The organism is Thalassospira lucentensis (assembly GCF_001613805.1).
GTDB lineage: Bacteria > Pseudomonadota > Alphaproteobacteria > Rhodospirillales > Thalassospiraceae > Thalassospira > Thalassospira lucentensis_A.
This window is the reverse complement of record NZ_LPVY01000003.1, coordinates 240,869-263,183: the sequence shown is the minus strand read 5'-3', so window position 1 is coordinate 263,183 and position 22,315 is coordinate 240,869. Positions and strand designations below refer to the sequence as shown.

Sequence of the window (22,315 nt, the reverse complement as noted above, 5' to 3'; positions counted from 1 at the left end):
TTCCCCGGCAAAAAAATAAAGAGAGATCTGATGCCAGACGGCTTGAGAATGTCCAATGTCAGCCATGATTTTGGCAGCACCCAGGTTCTCAAAGATATCAGCTTTGATGTGGCACCGGGCGAACTTGTTTGTCTGCTGGGGCCTTCGGGATGCGGCAAGACAACCGCATTGCGCATTGCCGCCGGGCTCGAAAAGCTTCAGCAGGGCAGTGTTTCCATCAATGATCAGCTTGTTGCGCGGCCGGGAGAATATCTTGAACCCGAGAAGCGCGGTGTTGGGATGGTGTTTCAGGATTACGCCCTGTTTCCACATTTAAGCGTTGCAAAGAATATCGGGTTTGGTTTGCGATCCCAAAATGATGCGGAACGCAAAGAAGCGGTCGAGCGCGCGCTTCGGCAGGTTGGCATGGCCGATTATTACAATGCCTATCCGCATGAATTGTCCGGTGGGCAGCAGCAGCGCATAGCCCTTGCGCGGGCACTTGCACCGACCCCGCGTGTGATGCTTCTGGATGAACCGTTTTCGGGGCTTGACGTTGCGCGCCGTGCAGAACTGCGCGATACCACATTGCATGTTTTGAAAAATGCCGGGATCGCGACGATCATGGTGACCCATGATCCCGAAGAAGCGATGTATATGGCGGATCGAATCATCGTGATGAACGAAGGGCAGGTGATGCAGGATGGCACACCCGAAAACCTTTATTTCAGTCCGCAGAACCGTTTTGTTGCGTCCTTCTTTGGCGAGGTGAACCGTTTTTCCGGAACAGTGCAAAGCGGTGTCATCGCAACACCGCTTGGCAAAGTGTCCCATGATGCATTTGCTGATGGCACCAAGGTCGAAGTGCTTGTCCGGCCAGAAGGATTGCATGTCGGCGAGGCGATGAATGGGCATGACGTTCTGGCGCGTGTCGATGCGGTCCGTTCGCTTGGTGAAATAAGCCTGATGCATTTATCTTTGCATGAAGGCGGCCATGTTCATGCCCGCGTGCCTCGTAGACTTTCGTTAGTAAATCAGGGTCCAGTCGCTATTACGCTTGATCCTGACATGACCTTTGTGTTTCCTATGAATTAGGCTGGTTTCAAACGTGAATATCGGCATGATGAGACTAAGAAACAAACTTACAGATTCGTAGCGGTGCGCGGTATATTCACAATCGTTGCATTGCACAGTGGGGGGCTTTCTGCCATTATCCGGGCATTCTCGCCTTATGGCAGATAGGATCATTGGAGATAGAAGTTATGGGTATTGGCGTTTGGCAAATCGTTCTGATTCTGGCGATTGTCCTGATCATCTTTGGTGCCGGCAAGCTGCCGAAAGTCATGGGTGATATGGGTAAAGGGATCAAGAGCTTCAAAGCAGGCATCAACGAAAAAGACGAAGACAGCGCTGCTTCGGCCAAAACCATCGAAAACAACACGTCTGCTTCGGTTTCTGCCGAAAGCAAAGACAAGGATTCCGTGAAATCCTGATCGTCTGTCGGATTTCCTTCAGATAGGCGTGTTCCATGTTTGATATCGGCTGGACCGAAATGGCACTTGTGGCCGTCGTCGCGTTGTTCGTTGTCGGCCCCAAGGATTTGCCCCATGTGCTGTACAAGCTTGCCGGGTACTGGAAAAAAGTACGCGGTATGGCGCGCGAATTTCAGGGCGGCATCGATAATCTGATTCGTGAAGCCGAACTTGATGATCTGCGCAAGCAGGTTACAGATGCGCGTTCGAGCACATCGGACTTCATTGAAAACAAGATTGCCGAACCGAAAGCCGCCCCCAAACCGGCGGATAAACCGGCAGGCAAGATCGATAGCAAAACGGAAACCAATACCACAGCGCCGAAGCCCGATGCCGCTGCATCGGCGAAACCTGCTGCTGCGGATAAGAAGACTGATCATCCGGAGAGCCAGGCGTGAACATGCAGTCGCATGACAAGCAGATGCCCATTATGGAGCATCTGATCGAGCTTCGGAATCGTCTGACCTGGGCGGTTCTGGCACTCTTTATCACTTTCGGTATTTGCTATTACTTCGTCGAGGATATTTACGGCTTCCTTGTCCGGCCTTTGGCCGACGTTATGGGGCCGGACCGGCGCATGATCTATACCGCGTTAACCGAGGTATTCTTCACTTATGTGAAGGTCTCGTTTTTTGCAGCCTGCTTTGTTTCGGCACCAGTATTTCTTGGGCAGTTATGGGCGTTTGTCGCACCGGGACTTTACAAGAATGAACGTTCGGCATTCATGCCGTTCCTGTTTGCAACGCCGATACTGTTCTTGGCTGGCGGGGCGCTGGTTTACTACCTGATCATGCCGCTGGCGTGGAAATTCTTCCTCAGCTTTGAAAGTGTGGGTGGCGCAGCGGGGCTTGCCATTCAACTTGAAGCAAAAGTTGGCGAATACCTTTCGCTTGTTATGAAGCTGATTTTCGCTTTTGGCCTGTGTTTCCAGTTGCCGGTGTTGCTGACGCTGATGGCGCGTGCCGGGATCGTGACCGCAGAATCACTTGCCAAGCGGCGGAAATATGCGGTTGTGATCGCGTTCGTTTTTGCTGCGGTCCTGACGCCACCGGATCTGATTTCTCAGGTTGGTTTGGCTATTCCGATTATCATCCTGTACGAAATTTCCATCGTGATGGCACGGATATCGGAACGTAAACGAACAAAGCGCGAAGCGGAAGAAGACGCCGAGCTTGACGGTGACGAAGAAGATACTGAAAGCAGCAAAAACGACGTCGATTCCCAGGGGTCGGCTGCTGCGGCCGCAGATTATGGCGACGGAAAACCGGACGACAAGAGCGACTTCAAGGCTCTTTCCGGTTCTGCGTCAAAGTCTGGTACGCCTTCGTCATCCCGATCGTCGGGCTCTGCGAAAGGCGACGATGACGAGGATGATTTCAACAGTGCGCGCTGATTGAATTATCCGGTTCTCGAAAGACCGATCTGACGGGGTGGACCAAGCGTCCACCCCATCGTATAAAAGCCCGAATAATTGCCCGAATAGTTGAAGTATAAGGTGCCGTTTCATGCACGACATTAAATGGATTCGTGACAATCCCGAGGCCTTTGACGCGGCGATGACCGCGCGCAAGGTCGAAATGACCGCCCAGCGTCTGATCGATATCGATGCAGACCGTCGTCGTCTGATGACCGAACATCAGGAAATGCTGGCGCGCCGCAAATCCATTTCCGGTGAAATCGGCAAACTGCGCCAAAGTGGCGGCAATGCCGACGATCTGATGGCCGAGATGGGCACGCTCAAAGACCGGATCAGGGATGCCGAGGACGGGCAGGCGGGCCTTAACGAGCAGCTTGATCTTTTGCTGTCGTCGCTGCCAAACGTTATGGATGCCGACGTACCTGAGGGCGAAAACGAAGATGACAATGTTGAAGTGCGCAAATGGGGAACACCCGGCAGTTTTGACTTTCAGCCGCTTGAGCATTTCGAGATTGGCGACAAGCTTGGCATGATGGATTTTGAAACCGCAGCCAAACTCTCGGGATCGCGTTTCGTTATTCTGCGTAGTGGTCTTGCCAAACTTGAACGTGCACTTGGCCAGTTCATGCTGGACCTTCATGTGAACGAACATGGCTATGAAGAAACCATCACGCCGATGCTGGTGCGTGACGATGCAATGTTTGGCACCGGTCAGCTGCCGAAATTTGCCGAGGATTCGTTTAGAACCACCAATGATATGTGGCTGATCCCGACATCCGAAGTAACGCTTACCAATCAGGTGGCGGGCGAGATTATAGACGAAGCCGCATTGCCGCTGCGTTATACCGCACTGACCCAGTGTTTCCGGTCGGAAGCCGGTTCGGCGGGGCGTGATACGCGCGGCATGATCCGGCAGCACCAGTTTTCAAAGGTTGAAATGGTGTCGGTTGTGGCCGCCGAGAAATCGAATGAGGAACTTGACCGTAAAACCCGCTGTGCGGAAACGGTTCTGGAACGTCTTGGGCTTCCATACCGGACAGTAGTTCTGTGTTCGGGCGATATCGGTTTTGCCGCGCGCAAAACGTTTGATATTGAAGTCTGGCTTCCGGGGCAGGGAAAATATCGCGAGATTTCGTCCTGCTCGAATACGGGTGATTTCCAGGCACGCCGCATGAATGCACGTTATCGTGCAGCAGGTGACAAGAAAACCAGCTTTGTTCACACCCTGAACGGATCGGGACTTGCTGTTGGCCGTTGCCTGATTGCGGTGATGGAAAACTATCAGCAGGCTGATGGCTCGATCCGCGTTCCTGACGCATTGAAGCCTTATATGGGCGGTGTCGAGGTTATTTCTCCGCGCGGATAGGGGACCGATATGGTCGATCTGAAAAATGCCCGCATCCTGATCAGCAATGATGACGGGGTTGATGCGCCGGGGATCAGGCTGCTGGAAAAGCTTGCCTGTTCGCTTTCCGACGATGTCTGGGTTGTTGCACCAACAACCGAGCAAAGCGGGGCAGGACATTCGCTTACCCTGCGTCATCCGTTACGGATACGAAAACGTGACGAGCGGCATTTTTCAGTCGACGGGACACCGACTGATTGCGTTCTGCTTGCTCTGCAGCAGATCATGCGCGACAGTCCGCCTGATATTGTTTTATCGGGAATCAACCGGGGCGGTAACCTTGGCGAGGATGTGACCTATTCCGGGACTGTCGCGGCCGCGATGGAAGCAACCTTGCTAAATGTGCCGGCGATTGCGTTTTCGCAATATTTCTCGGGCAACCTGATTGACTGGTCGGTCGCGGAAAAGCACCTTTTGTCAGTGGCTGAGACCCTCATTCGCACGACCTGGCCCAAGGGGGTCCTGATCAATGTGAATTTCCCGGAAACCGAACGCAAAGGCGGAGCCCGGATCGAGGTTTCCAGACAGGGGCAGCGCAAGATTGGCGATCATATTGCCGAGCGCCTTGATCCGCGTGGCGAGCCTTATTATTGGATCGGAGCTATCAAGTCGGAATTGCCCAAGGATGAAAATGCGGACTTGCGGGTCATCGAGAGGGGCGATATTTCGGTAACTCCGATCAGTCTCGATTTTACCCATTACGAGACGCATGCAAAACTGACAAAGGCATTTCCGTGAACGAGCCTGTCATTGCCCGAGAAGCCGAAATCGAAAATCTGCTTGCGATCCTGCGCAATGACGGGATCCATGACGAAAGCGTTTTACGTGCTTTGGCCAGTATTCCGCGCGAAATTTTTGTGGCCGAGCCGTTTGTCAGCCGTGCATGGGAAAATGTCGCCCTTCCTATCAGCAAGGGGCAGACGATTTCGCAGCCCTATATCGTTGCCCTGATGACGCAGGCGCTTGAGCTTAACGATCGCATGAAGGTGCTTGAGGTCGGAACAGGGTCGGGATATCAGGCGGCGATTCTCGCCAAGCTCGCACGCCGGGTTTATACGCTTGAACGTCACAAGCCGCTCCTGCGTGAGGCCGAAGACAAATTCCGCGAGCTTGGCCTGCATACGATTTCGACGCTGCATGGCGATGGCGGGCTTGGCTGGAAGGCACAGGCGCCGTTTGATCGTATTATCGTTACGGCCGCAGCCCAGGATGTGCCACCGGTTTTGGTCGATCAGTTGGCGATTGGCGGGATCATGGTCGTGCCGGTCGGTGAGGTATCCCACACCCAGTTGTTGCTACGTGTTCTGCGTACACCTACAGGAATTGATGTGACCGAACTAATGCCAGTACGGTTTGTGCCGATGTTGCCGGGCACCGAAGAATTCTGAGCCGATTATTGCATCTGCTTACGGATTGTTAACGGCTGATCGCAGACAATCCTTGGCATGATGGAAAATAGTGTCAAACAGGCAGTTCGAAGAATACGGACGCTGGCGTTTGTCTGTGGGACAACGGCGGTGCTCGGGGGCTGTTTGCTGAATTCCGTCCCTGTGCCGGTGGTTTACGGCGACGGTGCGACATACAGTCCGTACAGTATGCCGAAACTCAATAACGGCGAACGGGTCATTACCGTCGAGCCGGGCGATACTGTTTCTGCACTTGCCAGCCGTTACCGTACCGATTTTGGTCGGTTTACCGCGCGCAACAAGCTTGAACAGCCCTATGTGATATATCCTGGGCAGCGTCTTGTCCTGCCGCCTTGGGATCCATCCTATGACAGCAACACCCAGACCGCAGTTGCCAGCCGTTCATCGTCAGGCACGACAAGTTCGGCGCCGAGCAAGACGGTTACGATTGGCGGCAAGCGCGAAGTTGTCAGCGTGCCACTAGGGACGCCGGAACCAACCGTTGCGCCGGAACGCTCGACAACGGTGCAGATGGCCCGCGTGAGTCCGAACAATGGTGGCAGTATTCCGACACCAGGACTTAAGCCACAGGACTTTGCCGCACGCGCCGAACAGCGTTATGCATCGGTCAATACATGGAAAACCGATACACGTGAAATGCCAACAACAACGCCGGTCGCTGGACAGGGCAGTGCGGTTCGCAAGAATGTGGTTATTGCCGAACCTGAAAACCGCAAAGGATTTGTCTGGCCGGTGCACGGGGATATCGTGCTGAAATACGGTGCCAGCGCGGGCGGACTTTACAATGACGGGATCAATATCAAGGCGGATCGTGGTACACCGATACTTGCAGCAGATAATGGTGTTGTCACCTATGTCGGCAACGAACTGCGCGGATTTGGCAATTTGATCCTTATCAAGCACGCCGATGATTATGTGACGGCCTATGCGCACACAGAAAACCCGATGGTGGCGCGCGGGGATATGGTTGAACGCGGTCAAAAGATTTCAAGTGTCGGCAGTACGGGGGCAGTCAATCAGCCGCAACTGCATTTTGAAATCCGGCGCGGACGCAAATCCGCCGACCCGATGAAATATCTGCCACAGATGATGGTATCACGGTAAAAGAAACGCCTGGAACCATGCAGTCCGGGCGTTTCTTTTTCTAGGTGCGCTTAGGTTAGACAATATACTCAGCCAAGCCTTTTGCCCATTTCACCAGCAATTTCCTGAATGAACTGCCATGCTACCCGACCTGAACGGCTGCCGCGTGTAGCCGTCCATTCCTTGGCGCGTGCACGCAGGTCTTCAACCGGCATATCCAGTCCAAATTCCTTGGCGTAACCTTCGATAATCTCGAAATAGACGTCTTGCGAGATATTGTGGAACCCAAGCCACAGGCCGAAACGGTCCGAAAGAGATACTTTTTCCTCGACGGCTTCAGAGGGATTGATCGCGGTTGAGCGTTCATTTTCGATCATATCGCGTGCCATCAGATGGCGGCGGTTCGAGGTGGCATAGAAAATAACATTGTTGGGGCGACCCTCAATTCCACCTTCAAGAACTGCTTTCAGAGACTTGTAGGATTCATCCTGCATATCGAATGAAAGATCGTCGCAAAACAGAACTGTCTTGCGCCCGCTTTCCTCCAGAATATGCAAAAGATGGGGCAGTGTCGGGATGTCTTCACGATGGATTTCGACCAGCGCCAGTGCACCGGACCGTTCGGCATTGATCCTGGCATGCATTGCTTTGACGATCGAACTTTTACCTGTGCCACGCGCCCCCCAAAGCAGGGCATTGTTGGCCGGAAGGCCATCGGCGAACCGTTTGGTATTGTTATAAAGAATCGTCTTTTGCTGTTCGATTCCCTGCAAAAGACCGATTTCAATGCGGTTCACATTTCGGACCGGTTGCAAATAACCGCTTTCTGCCTGCCAGACAAAAGCATCGGCAGCCGACAGATCGTTGGATTTGCGCGCAGGTGGGGCCATACGTTCCAGCGCATCGGCTATGCGCTCCAGGGCAGGCAAAAGTTTATCGAAATCGTTGGTCATCAAAGCCTCTTGGATGTTTCTTTTTGTCGTGGTGGTGGCATATGCATGCAAAACGCTATCACAAGGCGAACTGGCAATAACAGTGCCATATGATGTAGCTTGCTTTCATTGACGTGAACAGAACCACAGAATACGGGATTAAACCGATAAAAATCCTGTTCTTCCTTGCGTTGACGTAGCACACCGTTATATTCCGGCAGTTGATTTGTTTTGTTGTATGGGATTAGGAGTTCCTAATGTTGATTTCGCCGGCTTATGCGCAGGCCGCTGGTGGCGCAGGTGGTGCAGATATGCTTACCAGCTTCCTGCCGCTGATCCTGATTTTTGTCGTTTTTTATTTCCTGCTTATTCGTCCGCAGCAGAAAAAACAGAAAGAGCATAAAGCGATGCTCGCTGCTGTTCGTCGTGGTGACAAGATTGTCACTGCGGGTGGTCTGATCGGTACCGTTGCCAAGGTTATTGGCGATGACGAGCTTTCGGTCGAGATCGCCGAAGGCGTTAAGGTCAAGGTTGCACGCGGCATGGTTTCGACCGTTCTGTCGAAAACCGAGCCAGCCAAAGGTGACGACAAAGACGAAGACGACGCAAAAGAAGCTGAAGAGACCAAAAAAGACTGATCTCTTTGATGACTTGCAAGGCGGGGCAAAATGCTCCGCCTTCTTGTTTCCAGCCGGTGGCCTGCGGGGCGAACAGCACCCGATGTTCGATAGAACCAGACCTAGGTTTTCCAGACAAATCTGGTTAAAGGACACATGCTTTATTTTACGAAATGGAAAGCAGCACTGGTTCTTCTGGTGTGTGCTTTGGGCGTTATATACGCCGCACCGAATTTCCTGCCAAAGGGCACATTCGCGACGGATGCAAGCTATCTGCCGGGTAAACAGATCAATCTTGGTCTGGATTTGCGTGGTGGCTCGCACATGCTGCTTGAAGTTGATATCAACAGCGTCATTCGCGAGCGCTATGAGGCACTTGGCGATACGATCCGGTCAACCCTGCGCGAGGAACGCATTCGTTACCGTCCGCGCGATGCTGGCCTGAACGGGGCAGAGGTCACCGTGGTCAACGCCGACGAGGTTGAAAAAGCCCGCGAACTGATCCGTAATGTCGAACCCGATACCGTAATGAGCGGCGAGGGTAACAACATTATCGTTTCTTATACCGATCAAGCCCGCAAAGAGCTTGTTGATCGCGCAATCAGCCAATCGCTTGAGGTTGTTCGCCGTCGTGTGGACGAACTGGGAACGACCGAACCGTCGATCCAGCGTCAGGGTGAAGACCGCATTGTGGTTCAGGTTCCTGGTCTTGACGATCCGTCGCGTTTGCGCGCGATCCTTGGCCGCACCGCAAAGATGAACTTCCACCTTGTGAACGAGGAAAAGACCGCGTCCGAGGCGCGTGCCACGGGCCTGCCGCCGGGAACGATGATCCTGCCATCGGCCGATGCCGGTGACCGGGCTGCCGGTATCAACGAATATCTTATTGATCGCCGTGTCGTTGTCTCGGGGGACAACCTCGTTGATTCGCAGCCGACCTTCAACGAAGGCCGACCGGTTGTTTCGTTCCGCTTTGATGCCGCCGGTGGGGCACGTTTTGGCGATATGACGTCAAAAAATGCCGGTCGTCGACTGGCCATTATTCTTGACGGCGAGGTGATTTCGGCACCGCGGATCAACGAGCCGATCCTTGGTGGCAACGGTATCATTACCGGCCAGTTCAGTGTCCAGGAAGCCAACGATCTTTCGCTGCTGCTGCGTGCTGGTGCATTACCGGCACCGATGCAGATCCTTGAAGAACGCTCCGTTGGTCCGGGGCTTGGCCAAGATTCGGTCGAAGCCGGTGAAATTGCAGCGATCCTTGGTCTGGTCTTCGTCGTTGCCTTTATGGTGATCAGTTATGGCCGGTTCGGGGTCTATGCCGATATCGCGCTCTTGATCAACCTGATCCTTGTGCTGGCGGTGATGTCGGTCTTGCAAGCGACCCTGACCTTGCCGGGTATTGCCGGTATTGTTCTGACGGTTGGTATGGCGGTTGACGCGAACGTGCTGATTTTTGAACGTATCCGCGAGGAACGTAACAATGGCCGCACCATTATCAATGCGATTGATGCCGGTTATCGAAGTGCGATGTCGACCATTCTTGATGCCAACCTGACCACGCTGATTGCAGCGCTTGTGCTGTTCAGCTTTGGTTCCGGTCCTATCAAGGGATTTGCCGTGACACTTGCGATTGGCATTGTCACGTCGATGTTCTCGGCAATCTGGGTGACCCGACTGTTGATTGCGGTCTGGGTCAAACGCCGTCGCCCGACGGAACTGGTAATTTGAGGAAGGGAGCAGGAAGAATATGAAACCATTGCATCTTGTTCCGGACGACGTGAACGTCCCGTTCCTCAAGTTCCGGAAAATTTTCTATATCGTTTCGCTGGCCATGGTGCTGGTATCCGTTGGTTTGTTTTTGACCAAAGGGCTGAATTTCGGGATCGATTTCCGGGGTGGGATTCTGGTTGAGATCAAAACCGACGGTCCGGCCGATATTGGCGCGCTACGTGACAATCTTGGTTCGCTTGGTCTTGGTGATGTTTCGATCCAGGAATTCGGTGAGCCCGATGATGTTCTGATCCAGTTGCAGCGTCAGGACGGTGATGAGCAGGCCCAGATGGCGGCGCTTGCCATAGTAACCAAGGCGCTTGGTGATGATGTTACCATTCGTCGCAGTGAACTGGTTGGGCCGAAAGTCGGTGACGAGCTCAAGGAAGCCGGGGTCTATTCGGTTGCCATATCGCTGCTGCTGATCATGATCTATATCTGGTTCCGATTCGAATGGCAGTTTGCCGTAGCGTCGGTTGTGGCGCTTCTGCATGACGTTCTGATCACGATCGGGTTCTTTGTCATCACCGGGGTTCAGTTTGATCTGGCAACCTTGGCGGCGGTTCTGACTGTTGCGGGTTATTCGATCAACGATACGGTCGTTGTGTTTGACCGTATTCGTGAATATCTCCGCAAGTTTCGCAAGATGGACATTCCCGATCTGCTGGATCTTTCGATCAATTCGACCCTGTCGCGTACCACTATGACCTCGTTTACCACTTTGCTGGCGCTGATCGCGTTGTTTGTGTTCGGTGGTGAAGCGATTCGCGGTTTCACGATGGCGTTGATTTTCGGTATTGTGATCGGGACTTATTCGTCGATCTGCGTAGCATCGCCATTGCTGATGGTGCTGCGTCTGCGCCGCAAGATCCCGGAAGGCGAAGAAACCCAGGAAGCGGGTGCCTGATCGCTCCGATCTGCTGAGAGACATTTACAAAAAGGCCGGGTTTGTGCAAAAACAACTCGGCCTTTTCTTTTGGCCCAATAAGGCAAGCGAGACCTTTGCAGGCTGAATAACCCTTTTGAAAACTGGTTCCTGCCCGTGGCGCAAAACGTCGACGCGACTAATGGTAATCGTGCAAATGTGCTTGGTAGCCTTTGGATGATGACGGCAATGGCGGCTTTCGCCGTCGAAGATGCATTTGTAAAGGCTGTTTCTGGATCGCATCCTGTCGGTCAGGTATTGATCCTGTTTGGTATTGGCGGTGCCGTTCTGTTTGCAATTATCGCCAAGGTGCAGAACAAGCGTTTGCTGGACCCTGCCGTTCTTTCGCGCCCGATGTGCATACGTATCGTGTTTGAGGTTGTCGGGCGTCTGTTTTATGTGCTTGCCCTTGCACTTACGCCTCTTTCTTCGACCACGGCCATTTTGCAGGCGACACCGCTTCTCGTAGTTCTTGGTGCGGCGGTCATATTCGGGGAAAAGGTTGGGTGGCGAAGATGGCTGGCGATCTTTATCGGCTTGATCGGTGTCCTTATTATTCTTCGTCCAAGCGGGGATGGTTTTTCTGCGTTGTCGATGTTTGCTGTAATCGGGACAATCGGATTTGCTGGGCGTGATCTTGCCAGTCGTGCAGCGCCGATATCAATTGGAACAGCCATTCTTGGACTCTACGGTTTTATCGCCGTCATCATAGCTGGTATCGTATTTTCTGTTTGGGATGGAAAAGCTTTCACGACACCGGATGGTCAAAGTCTTTTCTATTTCGCGGGGGCGGTCATGATGGGAATTTTTGCCTATGCCGCCCTGATGAAGGCAATGCGCAGCGGCGATGTTTCATCGGTTACGCCGTTCAGATATACAAGGCTTTTGTTCGGTCTTGCCTTGGGAGTATTCCTGTTCGGCGAGGAACTCGACATACCGATGTTGATCGGGTGTAGCATCGTTGTTCTTTCCGGGTTGTTTATTTTATGGCGCGGTAAAAAAGTAAAGGCAGATGCGACTGCGCTGGAACACAGCTAACCCGAAGAAAATTCTAGGTTACGTCAAAAGGGAATAATATGTCTTTGGAAGTAAGTCCGCTGGTCGCCGAGGGCCGAAAAATCGTTACCAGCTATGGTGATGGCCTGTTTCGGTTTGGTGAGGAAACTGTCACCGGGTCGGTTTTGCTGTTTCCCAAGAATGTCTATTCCTGGCCTTATGCAAGTATTGATCAGATTGATGTCGATGCCTTCAAGCGTGTCATTGATGCATCAGACGAGATCGATATTTTGCTGTTGGGTATGGGAAGTGGCATGAAACCGCTGCCGACTGAATGGCGTATTGTATTGCGCAAGTATGGTATCGTAATTGAGCCTATGGATACGGGGGCAGCGTGCCGAACCTATAACGTGCTGGTATCGGAAGCCCGCCGAGTTGCTGCGGCGCTGATTGCAGTTTAATCCTCACCAATCCTGCTACAAGTCGCGCAGTTTCATATATTCGTGCAACTGTGCGCGTACCGTCCTTACACTCGCAATAACAGCAGCCGGTCCGGGCGGATAGTCAGGCGGAAAGGCATCACCACATAAGAACAGGTTTCGCCAAGGGGGAGTCAACCGGTGGCGAAGGGCTGCGACGCCGGGGCTGAGTTCCGGAAACGGTGCTTCACAATCGACATAACTGAATGCCGGGCACTCGCCGTTGCTTTCGATTTTTGTGCGCTGGGACAGATCAAGATTTAAGTGCTGGTCACATAATTCCGTGACGCGTTGCCAGATGGTTGCTGCCAACTGATCCGCTGTTCCGTCACTTGGCAGGATCAGACTGCTGTTCATGCTGACCTGTATGTGACGCCGATTGCAATAGATCGCGCGCACCAGATCATCGTCAGCTAGAACGCAACATGGCTCGGCAAAGCTTTTACTAGCCTGAAAGACAAATGTTCGCCGATGAGCCGGGGCAGGTGGCATGCCGATATCCGGCACTGCATCACAAAGCGGTCGTGGATGAAGGGCAAGTACCACAGCATCCTGTGGACGAACTTCAATCTGCTCATCGCCGAAAAACAGGTCGGTTGCGAAATCCGCCGTACTGTCGATATCACCAAGTTCCATGCCGCTGATGATGTCGCCACCGGCAGCGATAAAGTGATCACGCAGGGCAGGCAGTGCAATATCATTCAGAATGATCGGATCAATAGCCGCGAAGGCATGACTCGCATTATGGCGTTGCATTTCCCGCCAAGTTGGCAGCAAAACACGCCCCAGCAACGAGGCCGAGCAATTATGTGCCGGCATCGAAAACAGGACTTCGGCCAGCGTCGCAAGTGCATCCTGATGATAGGTCGCTGTCGGTGCCTGCTGGTTCTCGATGGTATCAGCGGCAATTCTGACGTGTTGACGGACACGCTTGTCTTCGCTGGCATAGCGTGACAACCATAAATTCCAGGCCGTGAACAACCGGGCAAAGATTGTTGGTCTGCGTGCTATCAAAGCCGCGGCAATACCATGATCAAGGTCAATGATGGCCGGGCTGCGTCCAGGATGTTTAAGACCGATAACCGCATGAGCCGGCCTTATCAGTTTTCGCGGTATTTCCGGCCATTGGGCGAAAAAATGCCTAACCAGATCCTCTGGATCATAGAAAATTTCCGGTTCGGCAACCTTGTGGTCTTCGGGGGCGGTTTTCATCCCGCGTGTCCAACGACTGGCGAATGGTTCACCGGAATCGTACAGCGTTACGGATACACCATCCTGCGCCATCTGAGTTGCAAGTGCGGACCCGGCCAGTCCGGCTCCAATGACATGAAGTCTTGGTGCAGCAAAGGATGCCATATGCCTGTCCTGTTTTAGTTGCTATACAGGGGCCGCAAGAAACAATCCGTAGCGGAACCGTTAAGTCTTTGTTTGGACGGAAACCTTAACAGCAGATTACACGTGAAGTCATGGATGAAATTACAACCGAGATTGACAGCCTGAATAGCGAAGTCATTGACCATATGACCAATTGGGTCGATATGCTGGGGGGCGGTGAAATCGGCAGATATGTTGTTGCTGGTGTTGTCCTGCTGTTCGTATTCGTTCTAAAGCGGGTTCTGGCTCACGGTGTAATTGGCGGGCTGCGGAAGCTGGCTCATCAGCGCAAACACAGCACCGCTGCCCATGTTCTGGATGCTTTCGAGGCCCCGGTTCAGCTTCTGGTTATTCTTGGTGGCGTGTATTTTGCCGTCGAAATTCTTGATATGCCGAAAAATGTCGATGCCGTTCTGTTCGAATTAATCGGCATATTTGCAACCTTCTCGGTTTTCTGGGCGTTGTTCAGATCGATTGAGCCGCTTGCCATGTCGTTCAACAATCTGGCAGGTCGGTTTGGTGGCGGTCTTGGCGATGATTTGCGCCAGTTCTTTATCCGGGCGGTTAAAACGTTGATCGTTGTGATCGGTGTTGTTGTCCTGCTGGAAAACTGGGGCATTGATGTTTCGGCGTTTCTGGGCGGCCTTGGTCTTGCCGGGATGGCTGTGGCGCTGGCTGCCAAGGATTCGGTCGCCAATATTTTCGGCGGGCTAACCATTCTTGCCGATAATCTTTACAAACGCGGAGACTGGATCGAAACGCCTCATTTCGAAGGGACCGTCGAGGTTGTCGGCCTTCGCGCGACCAAGGTGCGTACGTTTGCCAAGGCATTGGTGACCATGCCGAATGCGCAGATTGTCGATTCCCCGGTGATCAATTGGTCACGAATGACCCATCGCCGGATCAAAATGCTGATCGGTGTCGAATACCGTACCACTGCCGATCAGATTGAAAAGATTGTCGAGGATATCCGTTCGTTTCTGAAAAATGATGATGACGTCGCACAAACCGATGTTGCGCAGATGGTGCATTTATCGGATTTCGGGGCAAGTTCGATCAATATCGATCTGTATTACTTTACAACCACCACTGACTGGGTGAAATGGCGTGATATTCGCAATCGCCATATCATTGCATTCAAGCGTATTGTCGAAGATAACGACGCCGCGTTTGCCTTCCCGTCGCAGTCACTTTATGTCGAAACCCTGCCGGAAAAAATGCCTGAAGACATGGCAAACAAAACCAATAATGACCGTGCCAAAACAACGCGACAAATCGGATGATGCGCGATGACTGATACGCCAAAGCTTTCCTATTGCGCAGATTATGTTCGTCGGAATGACAAAGACCGTTTTTTATGCTCGCTATTTGCTGCTCCGGAAAAACGTGAAGGTCTTTCTACGCTTTACGCTTTTAATCAGGAAGTGTCCAAAACCCGTGAAATGGTTAGCGAAACCATGTTGGGACACATTCGGCTACAATGGTGGCGTGATACACTGGCGGAGATCGAGCAGGGCAAAATTCGTAAACACGAGGTTGTCGAGCCGCTTTCGGTTCTGATCCAGTCCGGACAGATTGAATCACGCGATCTGGAGATACTGATTGCGGCACGCGAATTTGACCTTGCCGACAAGGCACCGGCAAATCAGGCGGAACTGGATCACTATATTGACCAGACCTCTGGGCATCTTGCCGTTATGGCCGCCGAACTGCTTGGTGTAGCTGATAACGATGCAAGGCATGCCGCGCGGCTTGCCGGGAATGCCTATGGCCTGGTCGGGATTTTACGCGCTATGGTTTTCCATGGTCGGGCAAAACGGCTTTATCTGCCGCAGGATCGGATGGAAAAGCATGGTGTCGGGCAGGGCGATATTTTCGAATTTCGAAAAACCGACGCGGTCAAGTCGCTGACACGTGAAATCGCCGATCTGGCGCAAGACCGGATTGTCGAAGCCCGGAAGTTTCGAAAAAAACTGCCGTCAAATGCGTTGGCCGCGGCATTGCCGGTAGTTCTGGCGGATGGTTATTTGCGCAAGCTCGCAAAGGCCGGTTTTGATCCCTTCAGTGCCGAGTTTGGTCTTGCCCGTCCGGCAAGTTTCCGGCTGACCGTGAAGGCCATGCTGCATCGATACTGATTTCGTGCCCTAGATATTGGCAAAATCTCATCTAAATAGATGTAATGGATACAATATTTTCGTAAGGTCTGTGGTAGCGTTGCTTGACCCTGCTGCCTATTGGCTTCAAACGGGGCTACGGACATGAACATAACGAGGTCGAACATGATGAATTTGCATGCACCGATGAAAGCTTTGGGGCTGTTTGGTGTGCTTTTGATCGTGTGGCTTGTCGTTCCAGCCCCGTGCCATGCCGGAAATATTGGGCCGTTTGTCGGCGATTATCACGGAACGTCGATCTATAATGCCGAGGAAGAGCTTAAAGCGCGCGATCTCGATGTTAAGATCACGGAAACCGGCCGCGGATTTACCATCGATTGGTCAACTGTGATCCACAAGGCAGATGGTCGTGAAAAAAACGTATCGCTTAGCATCGAGTTTTATGCCACCGATCGCCCGGACATTTACGGCAGCGCAATGCGATCAGGCCTGTTTGGCAAACGTGTACCCAATGATCCTTTGCAGGGTGAACCGTTTGTCTGGGCGCGTATCGTTGACAAAACCCTGACCGTGCATGCCCTTTACATTACCGATGACGGTGGTTACGAAATGCAGGTCTATGAACGCAGTCTTGATGAAAATGGCGACATGGATTTGGTGTTCAAACGGTTCCGAGATGGGGAACCGATCCGCGATGTTACCGGCAAGCTCAAACGCCAGAGCAAGTACTAAATCGATAAAGGCCGCATCGGATGATGCGGCCTTGTTTTTTTATGCAGCGTTGATATCGGCAAGCCATTCGTCAAACAGCGGAATGGCGCGGTCGCTATAAAGTTTCTTGCGATCACGGCCCTTGACCCGTTTGGTCAGTTCAAGTTCCGGGAAAAGCCCGAAATTGACATTCATCGGCTGGAAGGTACTTTCATCTGCACCCTTGGTGATATGGTTCAAAAGCGCACCCATCGCGGTTGCCAAGGGTGGGGTTGGAATGGATTTTCCTTGCTTTTCTGCCGCAGCAAAACGGCCAACCATCAAACCGACAGCGGCACTTTCCACATAACCCTCGCAACCGGTAATTTGCCCGGCAAAACGGATGTCGTTACGCGCCTTCAGGCGGAGCGTACCGTCCAACAGGCGAGGCGAGTTCAGGAAGGTGTTGCGATGAATGCCGCCAAGACGGGCGAATTCCGCATTTTCAAGCCCCGGGATCATGCGGAACACATCGGCCTGTGCGCCATATTTCAGTTTCGTCTGGAAACCGACCATGTTGTAGAGAGTGCCCAACGCATTGTCCTGGCGCAGTTGTACGATAGCGCGTGGTTTGCGGGTAGGATCATGCGGGTTTGTCAGGCCGACCGGCTTCATCGGGCCATGGCGAAGTGTTTCACGTCCGCGCTCTGCCATAACTTCAATTGGTAGACAACCATCAAAATAGGGGGTGTCTTTCTCCCATTCCTTGAATTCGGTTTTATCGCCATCGATCAGGGCATCGATGAAGGCGTTGTATTGCTCTTCATTCATCGGGCAATTGATATAGTCCTTGCCATCGCCCTTGTCATAACGTGACTGGAACCATGCCTTGGAAAAATCGATGCTTTCCTTATAGACGATCGGGGCAATCGCATCGAAGAAGGCAAGGCTTTCCTCGCCGGTTACCTTGCGAATGTCTTCGGCCAGTGCGCTTGAGGTCAGCGGGCCGGTTGCAATGATCGTGCTTTCCCATTCGACCGGCGGCAGGCCATCAACTTCGCCGCGTTCCATGGTGACCAGCGGATGGTTCATCAGTGCATCAGTAACTGCCTGAGAGAAACCTTCGCGGTCAACCGCAAGGGCTGCACCAGCGGGGACCTTGTGCGCATCGGCACAGCGAATGATCAGCGATCCGGCACGGCGCATTTCATCATGGATCAGGCCGACCGCGTTATATTCCCTGTCGTCAGACCGAAACGAGTTGGAACAAACCAGTTCGGCACATTTGTCGGTGTGATGGGCGTCGGTTGGGCGGGTCGGCCGCATTTCATGCAAGATGACCGGAATGCCGGCCTCGGCCAACTGCCAGGCGGCTTCGCTACCGGCGAGACCGGCGCCGATGATATGGACGGGTTTGACCGTGCTCACGGTTGCGAACTCCTCAGCAAAACGGGGTTAAACTTTCTGGCACACACATAGCGGTGCTGATGGTTTGATTTCAAGTGAATTGCACCATTTCGCTGTCTCATATCACCCATGCGGCGACAAATTATTCACAAATTGTCCGCTTCTGCGTCCTTGATCCCATACACATCCATCACAAGGACGGCATCATGAGCTATCCGCATCGACCCTATGGTTACGATCCGGCCCATTGCCCCGTGATGGGACTTGTTCCGATCCGGCGATCCCGACAGACGATGACGATTGACTGCATTCCTGATGCCGATGGCGGGAATAGTGCGCCAAACAAAGATGGTGCGAACCGAAACAGCCCCGCGGCGGCAATCGGACGGATCGCCTTTCCTTTTGGCGATATCGGCGCCAACAAGTTTGGCTGCGCTGATGTCGAGAACATGATTGATTACGTTGTCGCCACAAGGCAGGGATGGCGGGCCTCGCTTGTCATGCGGTCTTTTCTACGCTGGTGGCGCAGGGATGAGGGGCTTGATGACGATGCGCAGGTGCGCAAAACATCAGATGCCATTGTCATGTTGCTGGCGCTCAATCAGGGGCGCGACGGGTTTGTCCATGGCTACCTTTCCGACCTTTCAGGCGGGCGCGATCATCTGGACAGCACACAGCGAGCATTTTTCCGATCAATGCGCGTGGCCGCAATCGCACTTGCTCTGTCACCGATATTGCTTGTCGTTTCGGTGATGCTGTTTTTGCAGGCAGACCAGGTTGTTAGTACCGGGAATGGTAAGCTGTTCGGGTTCAGCTATGACCTTTTGTTTTTTGTCGGCAGTTTCGGCGCGATAGGGGCGCTGGTCAGCATGATGATGCGGTTGGGTAAGGATGTCGACTGGGCGGAGATGGAACCGGCGTCGGTTTTCTTCAATTTCCTGTTTCGACCTTGCCTTGGTTTTTGCTTTGCGCTGATCGTATTACTGGCACTGCGTGCCGGTATTCTGCCGATACCGCTGGATCAGTTGCACAATATTTCTGACATGGACCAGATCGGAACGATCCCCGGTGCCGGACAGCAGATTTCCATCGTGCTGGTGCTGGCCTTCCTGTCAGGCTTTAGCGAACGGCTGAGTTCCGCACTGGTCAAACGGGTCGAGGATCGGGTCGAAGCGGGCTAGGGAGCCCGCTTCGTTTCAAGACATTACTTCAGGCCGAGATGACGTTTAAGGTATTTTCCGGTATAGCTTCCCTCGTTAGCCATAATAGCCTCGGGCGTGCCGCAACCAACCAGCTTGCCGCCGCCATCGCCACCCTCGGGACCAATATCGATGATCCAGTCGGCGGTTTTGATGACATCAAGGTTATGTTCGATCACAACCACCGTGTTGCCCTGATCGACAATGGTGTGCAGCACTTCCAAAAGCTTGCGAATGTCGTGGAAATGAAGTCCGGTGGTCGGTTCGTCAAGGATATAAAGTGTGCGGCCTGTTGCGCGTTTTGACAGCTCCTTGGCCAGCTTTACGCGCTGTGCCTCGCCGCCTGAAAGTGTTGTTGCCTGCTGACCTAGATGGATGTAGCTCAACCCCACCTGTTTCAGGGTTTCCATTTTGTCGCGAATGGACGGAACTGCCTTGAAGAAATCGGCACCTTCTTCAACTGTCATGTCAAGAATGTCAGATATCGATTTGCCTTTAAACGATATTTCCAGCGTTTCACGGTTGTATCGTTTGCCCTTGCACTGATCACAGGTGACGTAAACGTCGGGCAGGAAGTGCATTTCGATCTTGATCACGCCATCGCCCTGACAGGCTTCACACCGTCCGCCCTTGACGTTGAACGAGAAACGCCCGGGCTTGTAACCGCGCGTTTTGGCTTCGGGCAATTGCGCGAACCAGTCACGGATCGGTGTAAAGGCCCCGGTATAGGTCACGGGGTTGGAACGCGGGGTTCTGCCAATCGGGCTTTGATCGATATCGATGATTTTATCGATATGTTCGATGCCGGTAATGGTGTCATGCGCACCGGGATGATTGCGCGCATTATGCATCCGTTTTGCAAGCGCCTTATACAGCGTCTCAATAACAAGGCTGGACTTGCCACCACCCGAAACACCGGTAACGCAGATAAATTTGCCAAGCGGGAACTCGGCATCAACATTTTGCAGGTTGTTGGCGCGTGCCCCCTTGATCGCAATCGACTTGCCATTGCCTTTACGGCGTTCCTTGGGAACGGCGATCTGTTCGACCCCGACAAGGTATTTGCCGGTCAGGCTATTCGGGTTTTGCTGGATCTGTTCAGGGGTTCCTTCGGCAACGATCCGTCCGCCATGGATCCCGGCCCCTGGGCCCATATCGACGACATAATCGGCGGCACGAATGGCGTCTTCGTCATGTTCGACAACCAGGACGGTATTGCCCAGATCGCGAAGACGTTTCAGGGTATCAAGCAGCCGATCATTGTCGCGCTGATGCAGGCCGATGGATGGTTCATCCAGAACATAAAGGACACCGGTCAGGCCCGACCCGATCTGCGACGCCAGTCTGATACGCTGGCTTTCGCCGCCCGAGAGGGTGCCAGATGTGCGTGACATCGACAGATAATCCAGCCCGACATCGCGCAGGAATCGCAGGCGATCATTGATTTCACGCAGGATACGTCGCGCGATTTCGGTTTCTTTTTCATTCAGTTTGCCCTCAAGCGCCTGGAACCAGTCGGCAGCCTTGCCAATCGAAAGGTCGGTAATTTCCGAAATCGTGCATTTATCGATCTTTACGGCCAGCGCTTCGGGTTTCAGGCGATGACCTTCGCAGGTCGGACAGCTTGAAACCGTCTGGTATTTCGACAGTTCGTCGCGTGCCCACTGGCTATCGGTTTCGCGCCAGCGGCGCGACATGTTGGGAATGACACCTTCGAACGGGCGGGATACCTTGTAGCTGCGTGAACCGTCATCATAGGTTACCGTGACGTCTTCATCACCCGAACCATACAGGATGATGTCCTGTGCTGTTTTCGGAAGCTTTTCCCATGCGACATTGGTTTTGAAGCCGAAATGCTTGGCAACTGCGCGCAACGTTTGCAAATAATATTTCGACGTGGTGCTGGCCCAAGGCGCAACGGCGCCATCATCAAGGCTTTTGCCTTCGTCGGGGACGACCAGTTCCGGGTCGAATTCCATCTGGGTGCCAAGACCATCACAGGCCGGGCAGGCGCCAAACGGATTGTTGAACGAGAACAGGCGCGGTTCGATTTCCTCAATCGTGAACCCGGAAACCGGGCAGGCGAATTTTGCCGAGAACACGGTTGTTTCGCCGGTTTTGGCATCTTCGGTCAGGACGATACCGTCTGTCAGTTCAAGGGCAGTTTCAAAGCTGTCTGCAAGGCGGGTTGCAATCCCGTCCTTGACGATCAGACGATCCACCACGACCGAGATATCGTGTTTGAGCTTTTTGTTCAGTTCAGGCGCTTCGTCGATGTCATACATTTCGCCATCGATCTTGACGCGCTGGAAACCACGCGTGCGCAAATCGCGCAGTTCCTTTTTGTATTCCCCTTTGCGGCCACGAACAAACGGTGCCAACAGATAAAGCCGAGTGCCTTCGGGCATTTCCATAACGCGGTCAACCATCTGTGATACGGTCTGACTGACAATCGGAAGACCGGTTGCCGGGGAATAGGGAATGCCGACGCGCGCCCAAAGAAGACGCATATAATCATAAATCTCGGTAACCGTTCCCACGGTCGAACGCGGGTTGCGCGATGTGGTTTTCTGTTCGATGGAAATGGCTGGAGACAAGCCGTCGATATATTCAACATCGGGCTTCTGCATCAGTTCAAGGAACTGGCGCGCATATGCTGACAGGCTTTCGACATAACGACGCTGTCCTTCGGCATAAATCGTATCGAACGCCAGCGAACTTTTACCCGACCCCGACAGACCGGTGATCACCACCAGGGAATCGCGGGGCAGTTCAACATCGATATTTTGCAGGTTATGTTCTTTCGCACCGCGAACCGAAATTTTCGTCAGCATGTCGGGCCTTTTGTTCCTGTAATGTTCGGGAAAAGGTATAGAGGAGCCAAACCTGATACGCAAGCGCACCCCTGACAGTTCCTGTCAGTATCTGTCAGGAGTGGTTTGTTTTTGTCGTAGCGCAAGACAATG

At 53.1% G+C, this 22,315-nt stretch carries 21 protein-coding genes; 17 read left to right on the top strand and 4 right to left on the bottom strand.

What is annotated here, in order from left to right:
* The first annotated feature begins 30 nt into the window (after positions 1–30).
* The 8 genes from AUP42_RS03535 to AUP42_RS03500 all read left to right on the top strand — a co-directional run bounded on the left by AUP42_RS03535 (position 31) and on the right by AUP42_RS03500 (position 6,864).
* Entirely contained in the window at positions 31–1,074 is a 1,044-nt protein-coding gene (locus AUP42_RS03535; RefSeq protein WP_062948956.1) for an ABC transporter ATP-binding protein, read from the top strand.
* Positions 1,075–1,241: 167 nt separating this feature from the next.
* Positions 1,242–1,472, top strand: a complete 231-nt coding sequence (gene tatA, locus AUP42_RS03530; RefSeq protein WP_007089633.1) for a twin-arginine translocase TatA/TatE family subunit — start codon at positions 1,242–1,244, stop codon at positions 1,470–1,472.
* Positions 1,473–1,507: 35 nt separating this feature from the next.
* Entirely contained in the window at positions 1,508–1,909 is a 402-nt protein-coding gene (tatB, locus tag AUP42_RS03525; protein WP_062948954.1) for a Sec-independent protein translocase protein TatB, read from the top strand.
* A gap of 2 nt (positions 1,910–1,911) precedes the next feature.
* Positions 1,912–2,904, top strand: coding sequence for a twin-arginine translocase subunit TatC (tatC, locus tag AUP42_RS03520; RefSeq protein ID WP_331710654.1), 993 nt, complete (start codon positions 1,912–1,914; stop codon positions 2,902–2,904).
* A gap of 112 nt (positions 2,905–3,016) precedes the next feature.
* Positions 3,017–4,294 (top strand): serine--tRNA ligase, encoded by a 1,278-nt coding sequence (gene serS / locus AUP42_RS03515; RefSeq protein ID WP_062948950.1) that lies wholly within the window; start codon positions 3,017–3,019, stop codon positions 4,292–4,294.
* 9 nt (positions 4,295–4,303) lie between these two features.
* On the top strand, positions 4,304–5,071 hold the full coding sequence (surE, locus tag AUP42_RS03510) for a 5'/3'-nucleotidase SurE (RefSeq protein ID WP_062948948.1): 768 nt from the start codon (positions 4,304–4,306) through the stop codon (positions 5,069–5,071).
* On the top strand, positions 5,068–5,721 hold the full coding sequence (locus AUP42_RS03505; protein WP_062948946.1) for a protein-L-isoaspartate(D-aspartate) O-methyltransferase: 654 nt from the start codon (positions 5,068–5,070) through the stop codon (positions 5,719–5,721). Before surE ends, AUP42_RS03505 begins: the two co-directional genes overlap by 4 nt.
* 144 nt (positions 5,722–5,865) lie before the next feature.
* Positions 5,866–6,864 carry a peptidoglycan DD-metalloendopeptidase family protein gene (locus AUP42_RS03500; protein ID WP_231858144.1) on the top strand — a complete coding sequence of 333 codons (999 nt, stop codon included), beginning with the start codon at positions 5,866–5,868 and terminating at the stop codon, positions 6,862–6,864.
* A 68-nt stretch (positions 6,865–6,932) separates the two neighbouring features.
* Here the strand turns inward: AUP42_RS03500 and AUP42_RS03495 are convergent, their stop codons facing one another.
* A complete protein-coding gene (locus AUP42_RS03495; RefSeq protein WP_062948942.1) occupies positions 6,933–7,796 on the bottom strand; it encodes an ATP-binding protein in 864 nt (287 codons plus the stop codon).
* A 236-nt stretch (positions 7,797–8,032) separates the two neighbouring features.
* Here AUP42_RS03495 and yajC point away from each other — a divergent pair, with 236 nt between their 5' ends.
* The 5 genes from yajC to AUP42_RS03470 all read left to right on the top strand — a co-directional run bounded on the left by yajC (position 8,033) and on the right by AUP42_RS03470 (position 12,547).
* The gene (yajC, locus tag AUP42_RS03490) at positions 8,033–8,413 is read left to right on the top strand and encodes a preprotein translocase subunit YajC (protein ID WP_062948940.1); all 381 of its coding nucleotides are present in this window, start codon (positions 8,033–8,035) and stop codon (positions 8,411–8,413) included.
* A gap of 135 nt (positions 8,414–8,548) precedes the next feature.
* Positions 8,549–10,123, top strand: a complete 1,575-nt coding sequence (secD, locus tag AUP42_RS03485; protein ID WP_062948938.1) for a protein translocase subunit SecD — start codon at positions 8,549–8,551, stop codon at positions 10,121–10,123.
* A 19-nt stretch (positions 10,124–10,142) separates the two neighbouring features.
* The gene (gene secF / locus AUP42_RS03480; protein ID WP_062948936.1) at positions 10,143–11,072 is read left to right on the top strand and encodes a protein translocase subunit SecF; all 930 of its coding nucleotides are present in this window, start codon (positions 10,143–10,145) and stop codon (positions 11,070–11,072) included.
* A gap of 135 nt (positions 11,073–11,207) precedes the next feature.
* The gene (locus tag AUP42_RS03475) at positions 11,208–12,128 is read left to right on the top strand and encodes a DMT family transporter (protein ID WP_331710650.1); all 921 of its coding nucleotides are present in this window, start codon (positions 11,208–11,210) and stop codon (positions 12,126–12,128) included.
* 38 nt (positions 12,129–12,166) lie between these two features.
* A complete protein-coding gene (locus AUP42_RS03470) occupies positions 12,167–12,547 on the top strand; it encodes an Mth938-like domain-containing protein (RefSeq protein ID WP_082824657.1) in 381 nt (126 codons plus the stop codon).
* A 15-nt stretch (positions 12,548–12,562) separates the two neighbouring features.
* Here AUP42_RS03470 and AUP42_RS03465 read toward each other — a convergent pair whose 3' ends face one another.
* Positions 12,563–13,921, bottom strand: a complete 1,359-nt coding sequence (locus AUP42_RS03465) for an NAD(P)-binding protein (protein ID WP_062948934.1) — start codon at positions 13,919–13,921, stop codon at positions 12,563–12,565.
* A gap of 110 nt (positions 13,922–14,031) precedes the next feature.
* On the opposite strand from AUP42_RS03465, the gene AUP42_RS03460 reads away from it, so the two are divergent.
* The 3 genes from AUP42_RS03460 to AUP42_RS03450 all read left to right on the top strand — a co-directional run bounded on the left by AUP42_RS03460 (position 14,032) and on the right by AUP42_RS03450 (position 16,785).
* Positions 14,032–15,222: a mechanosensitive ion channel family protein gene (locus AUP42_RS03460; RefSeq protein WP_062948932.1), complete on the top strand. Its 1,191-nt coding sequence runs from the start codon at positions 14,032–14,034 to the stop codon at positions 15,220–15,222.
* 6 nt (positions 15,223–15,228) lie between these two features.
* Positions 15,229–16,074 (top strand): phytoene/squalene synthase family protein, encoded by an 846-nt coding sequence (locus AUP42_RS03455; RefSeq protein ID WP_062948930.1) that lies wholly within the window; start codon positions 15,229–15,231, stop codon positions 16,072–16,074.
* A 144-nt stretch (positions 16,075–16,218) separates the two neighbouring features.
* Positions 16,219–16,785, top strand: coding sequence for a hypothetical protein (locus AUP42_RS03450; protein ID WP_062948928.1), 567 nt, complete (start codon positions 16,219–16,221; stop codon positions 16,783–16,785).
* A gap of 39 nt (positions 16,786–16,824) precedes the next feature.
* On the opposite strand, the gene trmFO is transcribed toward AUP42_RS03450, so the two are convergent.
* Positions 16,825–18,171, bottom strand: coding sequence for a methylenetetrahydrofolate--tRNA-(uracil(54)-C(5))-methyltransferase (FADH(2)-oxidizing) TrmFO (gene trmFO, locus AUP42_RS03445; RefSeq protein WP_062948926.1), 1,347 nt, complete (start codon positions 18,169–18,171; stop codon positions 16,825–16,827).
* A 185-nt stretch (positions 18,172–18,356) separates the two neighbouring features.
* Here trmFO and AUP42_RS03440 point away from each other — a divergent pair, with 185 nt between their 5' ends.
* Positions 18,357–19,331, top strand: a complete 975-nt coding sequence (locus AUP42_RS03440) for a hypothetical protein (RefSeq protein WP_231858142.1) — start codon at positions 18,357–18,359, stop codon at positions 19,329–19,331.
* 23 nt (positions 19,332–19,354) lie between these two features.
* On the opposite strand, the gene uvrA is transcribed toward AUP42_RS03440, so the two are convergent.
* Positions 19,355–22,183, bottom strand: a complete 2,829-nt coding sequence (gene uvrA / locus AUP42_RS03435) for an excinuclease ABC subunit UvrA (protein WP_062948922.1) — start codon at positions 22,181–22,183, stop codon at positions 19,355–19,357.
* Positions 22,184–22,315 lie beyond the last annotated feature (132 nt).

Bases quoted from the DNA above. Each gene is read 5' to 3' on its own strand.
- serS (WP_062948950.1), top strand. From the start codon at position 3,017: ATGCACGACATTAAATGGATTCGTGACAATCCCGAGGCCTTTGACGCG.
- tatC (WP_331710654.1), top strand. From the start codon at position 1,912: ATGCAGTCGCATGACAAGCAGATGCCCATTATGGAGCATCTGATCGAG.
- uvrA (WP_062948922.1), bottom strand. From the start codon at position 22,183: ATGCTGACGAAAATTTCGGTTCGCGGTGCGAAAGAACATAACCTGCAA.
- AUP42_RS03535 (WP_062948956.1), top strand. From the start codon at position 31: ATGCCAGACGGCTTGAGAATGTCCAATGTCAGCCATGATTTTGGCAGC.
- tatA (WP_007089633.1), top strand. From the start codon at position 1,242: ATGGGTATTGGCGTTTGGCAAATCGTTCTGATTCTGGCGATTGTCCTG.
- AUP42_RS03450 (WP_062948928.1), top strand. From the start codon at position 16,219: ATGATGAATTTGCATGCACCGATGAAAGCTTTGGGGCTGTTTGGTGTG.
- secD (WP_062948938.1), top strand. From the start codon at position 8,549: ATGCTTTATTTTACGAAATGGAAAGCAGCACTGGTTCTTCTGGTGTGT.
- AUP42_RS03455 (WP_062948930.1), top strand. From the start codon at position 15,229: ATGACTGATACGCCAAAGCTTTCCTATTGCGCAGATTATGTTCGTCGG.
- AUP42_RS03470 (WP_082824657.1), top strand. From the start codon at position 12,167: ATGTCTTTGGAAGTAAGTCCGCTGGTCGCCGAGGGCCGAAAAATCGTT.
- AUP42_RS03460 (WP_062948932.1), top strand. From the start codon at position 14,032: ATGGATGAAATTACAACCGAGATTGACAGCCTGAATAGCGAAGTCATT.
- secF (WP_062948936.1), top strand. From the start codon at position 10,143: ATGAAACCATTGCATCTTGTTCCGGACGACGTGAACGTCCCGTTCCTC.
- AUP42_RS03465 (WP_062948934.1), bottom strand. From the start codon at position 13,921: ATGGCATCCTTTGCTGCACCAAGACTTCATGTCATTGGAGCCGGACTG.
- tatB (WP_062948954.1), top strand. From the start codon at position 1,508: ATGTTTGATATCGGCTGGACCGAAATGGCACTTGTGGCCGTCGTCGCG.
- AUP42_RS03495 (WP_062948942.1), bottom strand. From the start codon at position 7,796: ATGACCAACGATTTCGATAAACTTTTGCCTGCCCTGGAGCGCATAGCC.
- yajC (WP_062948940.1), top strand. From the start codon at position 8,033: ATGTTGATTTCGCCGGCTTATGCGCAGGCCGCTGGTGGCGCAGGTGGT.
- AUP42_RS03440 (WP_231858142.1), top strand. From the start codon at position 18,357: ATGAGCTATCCGCATCGACCCTATGGTTACGATCCGGCCCATTGCCCC.
- surE (WP_062948948.1), top strand. From the start codon at position 4,304: ATGGTCGATCTGAAAAATGCCCGCATCCTGATCAGCAATGATGACGGG.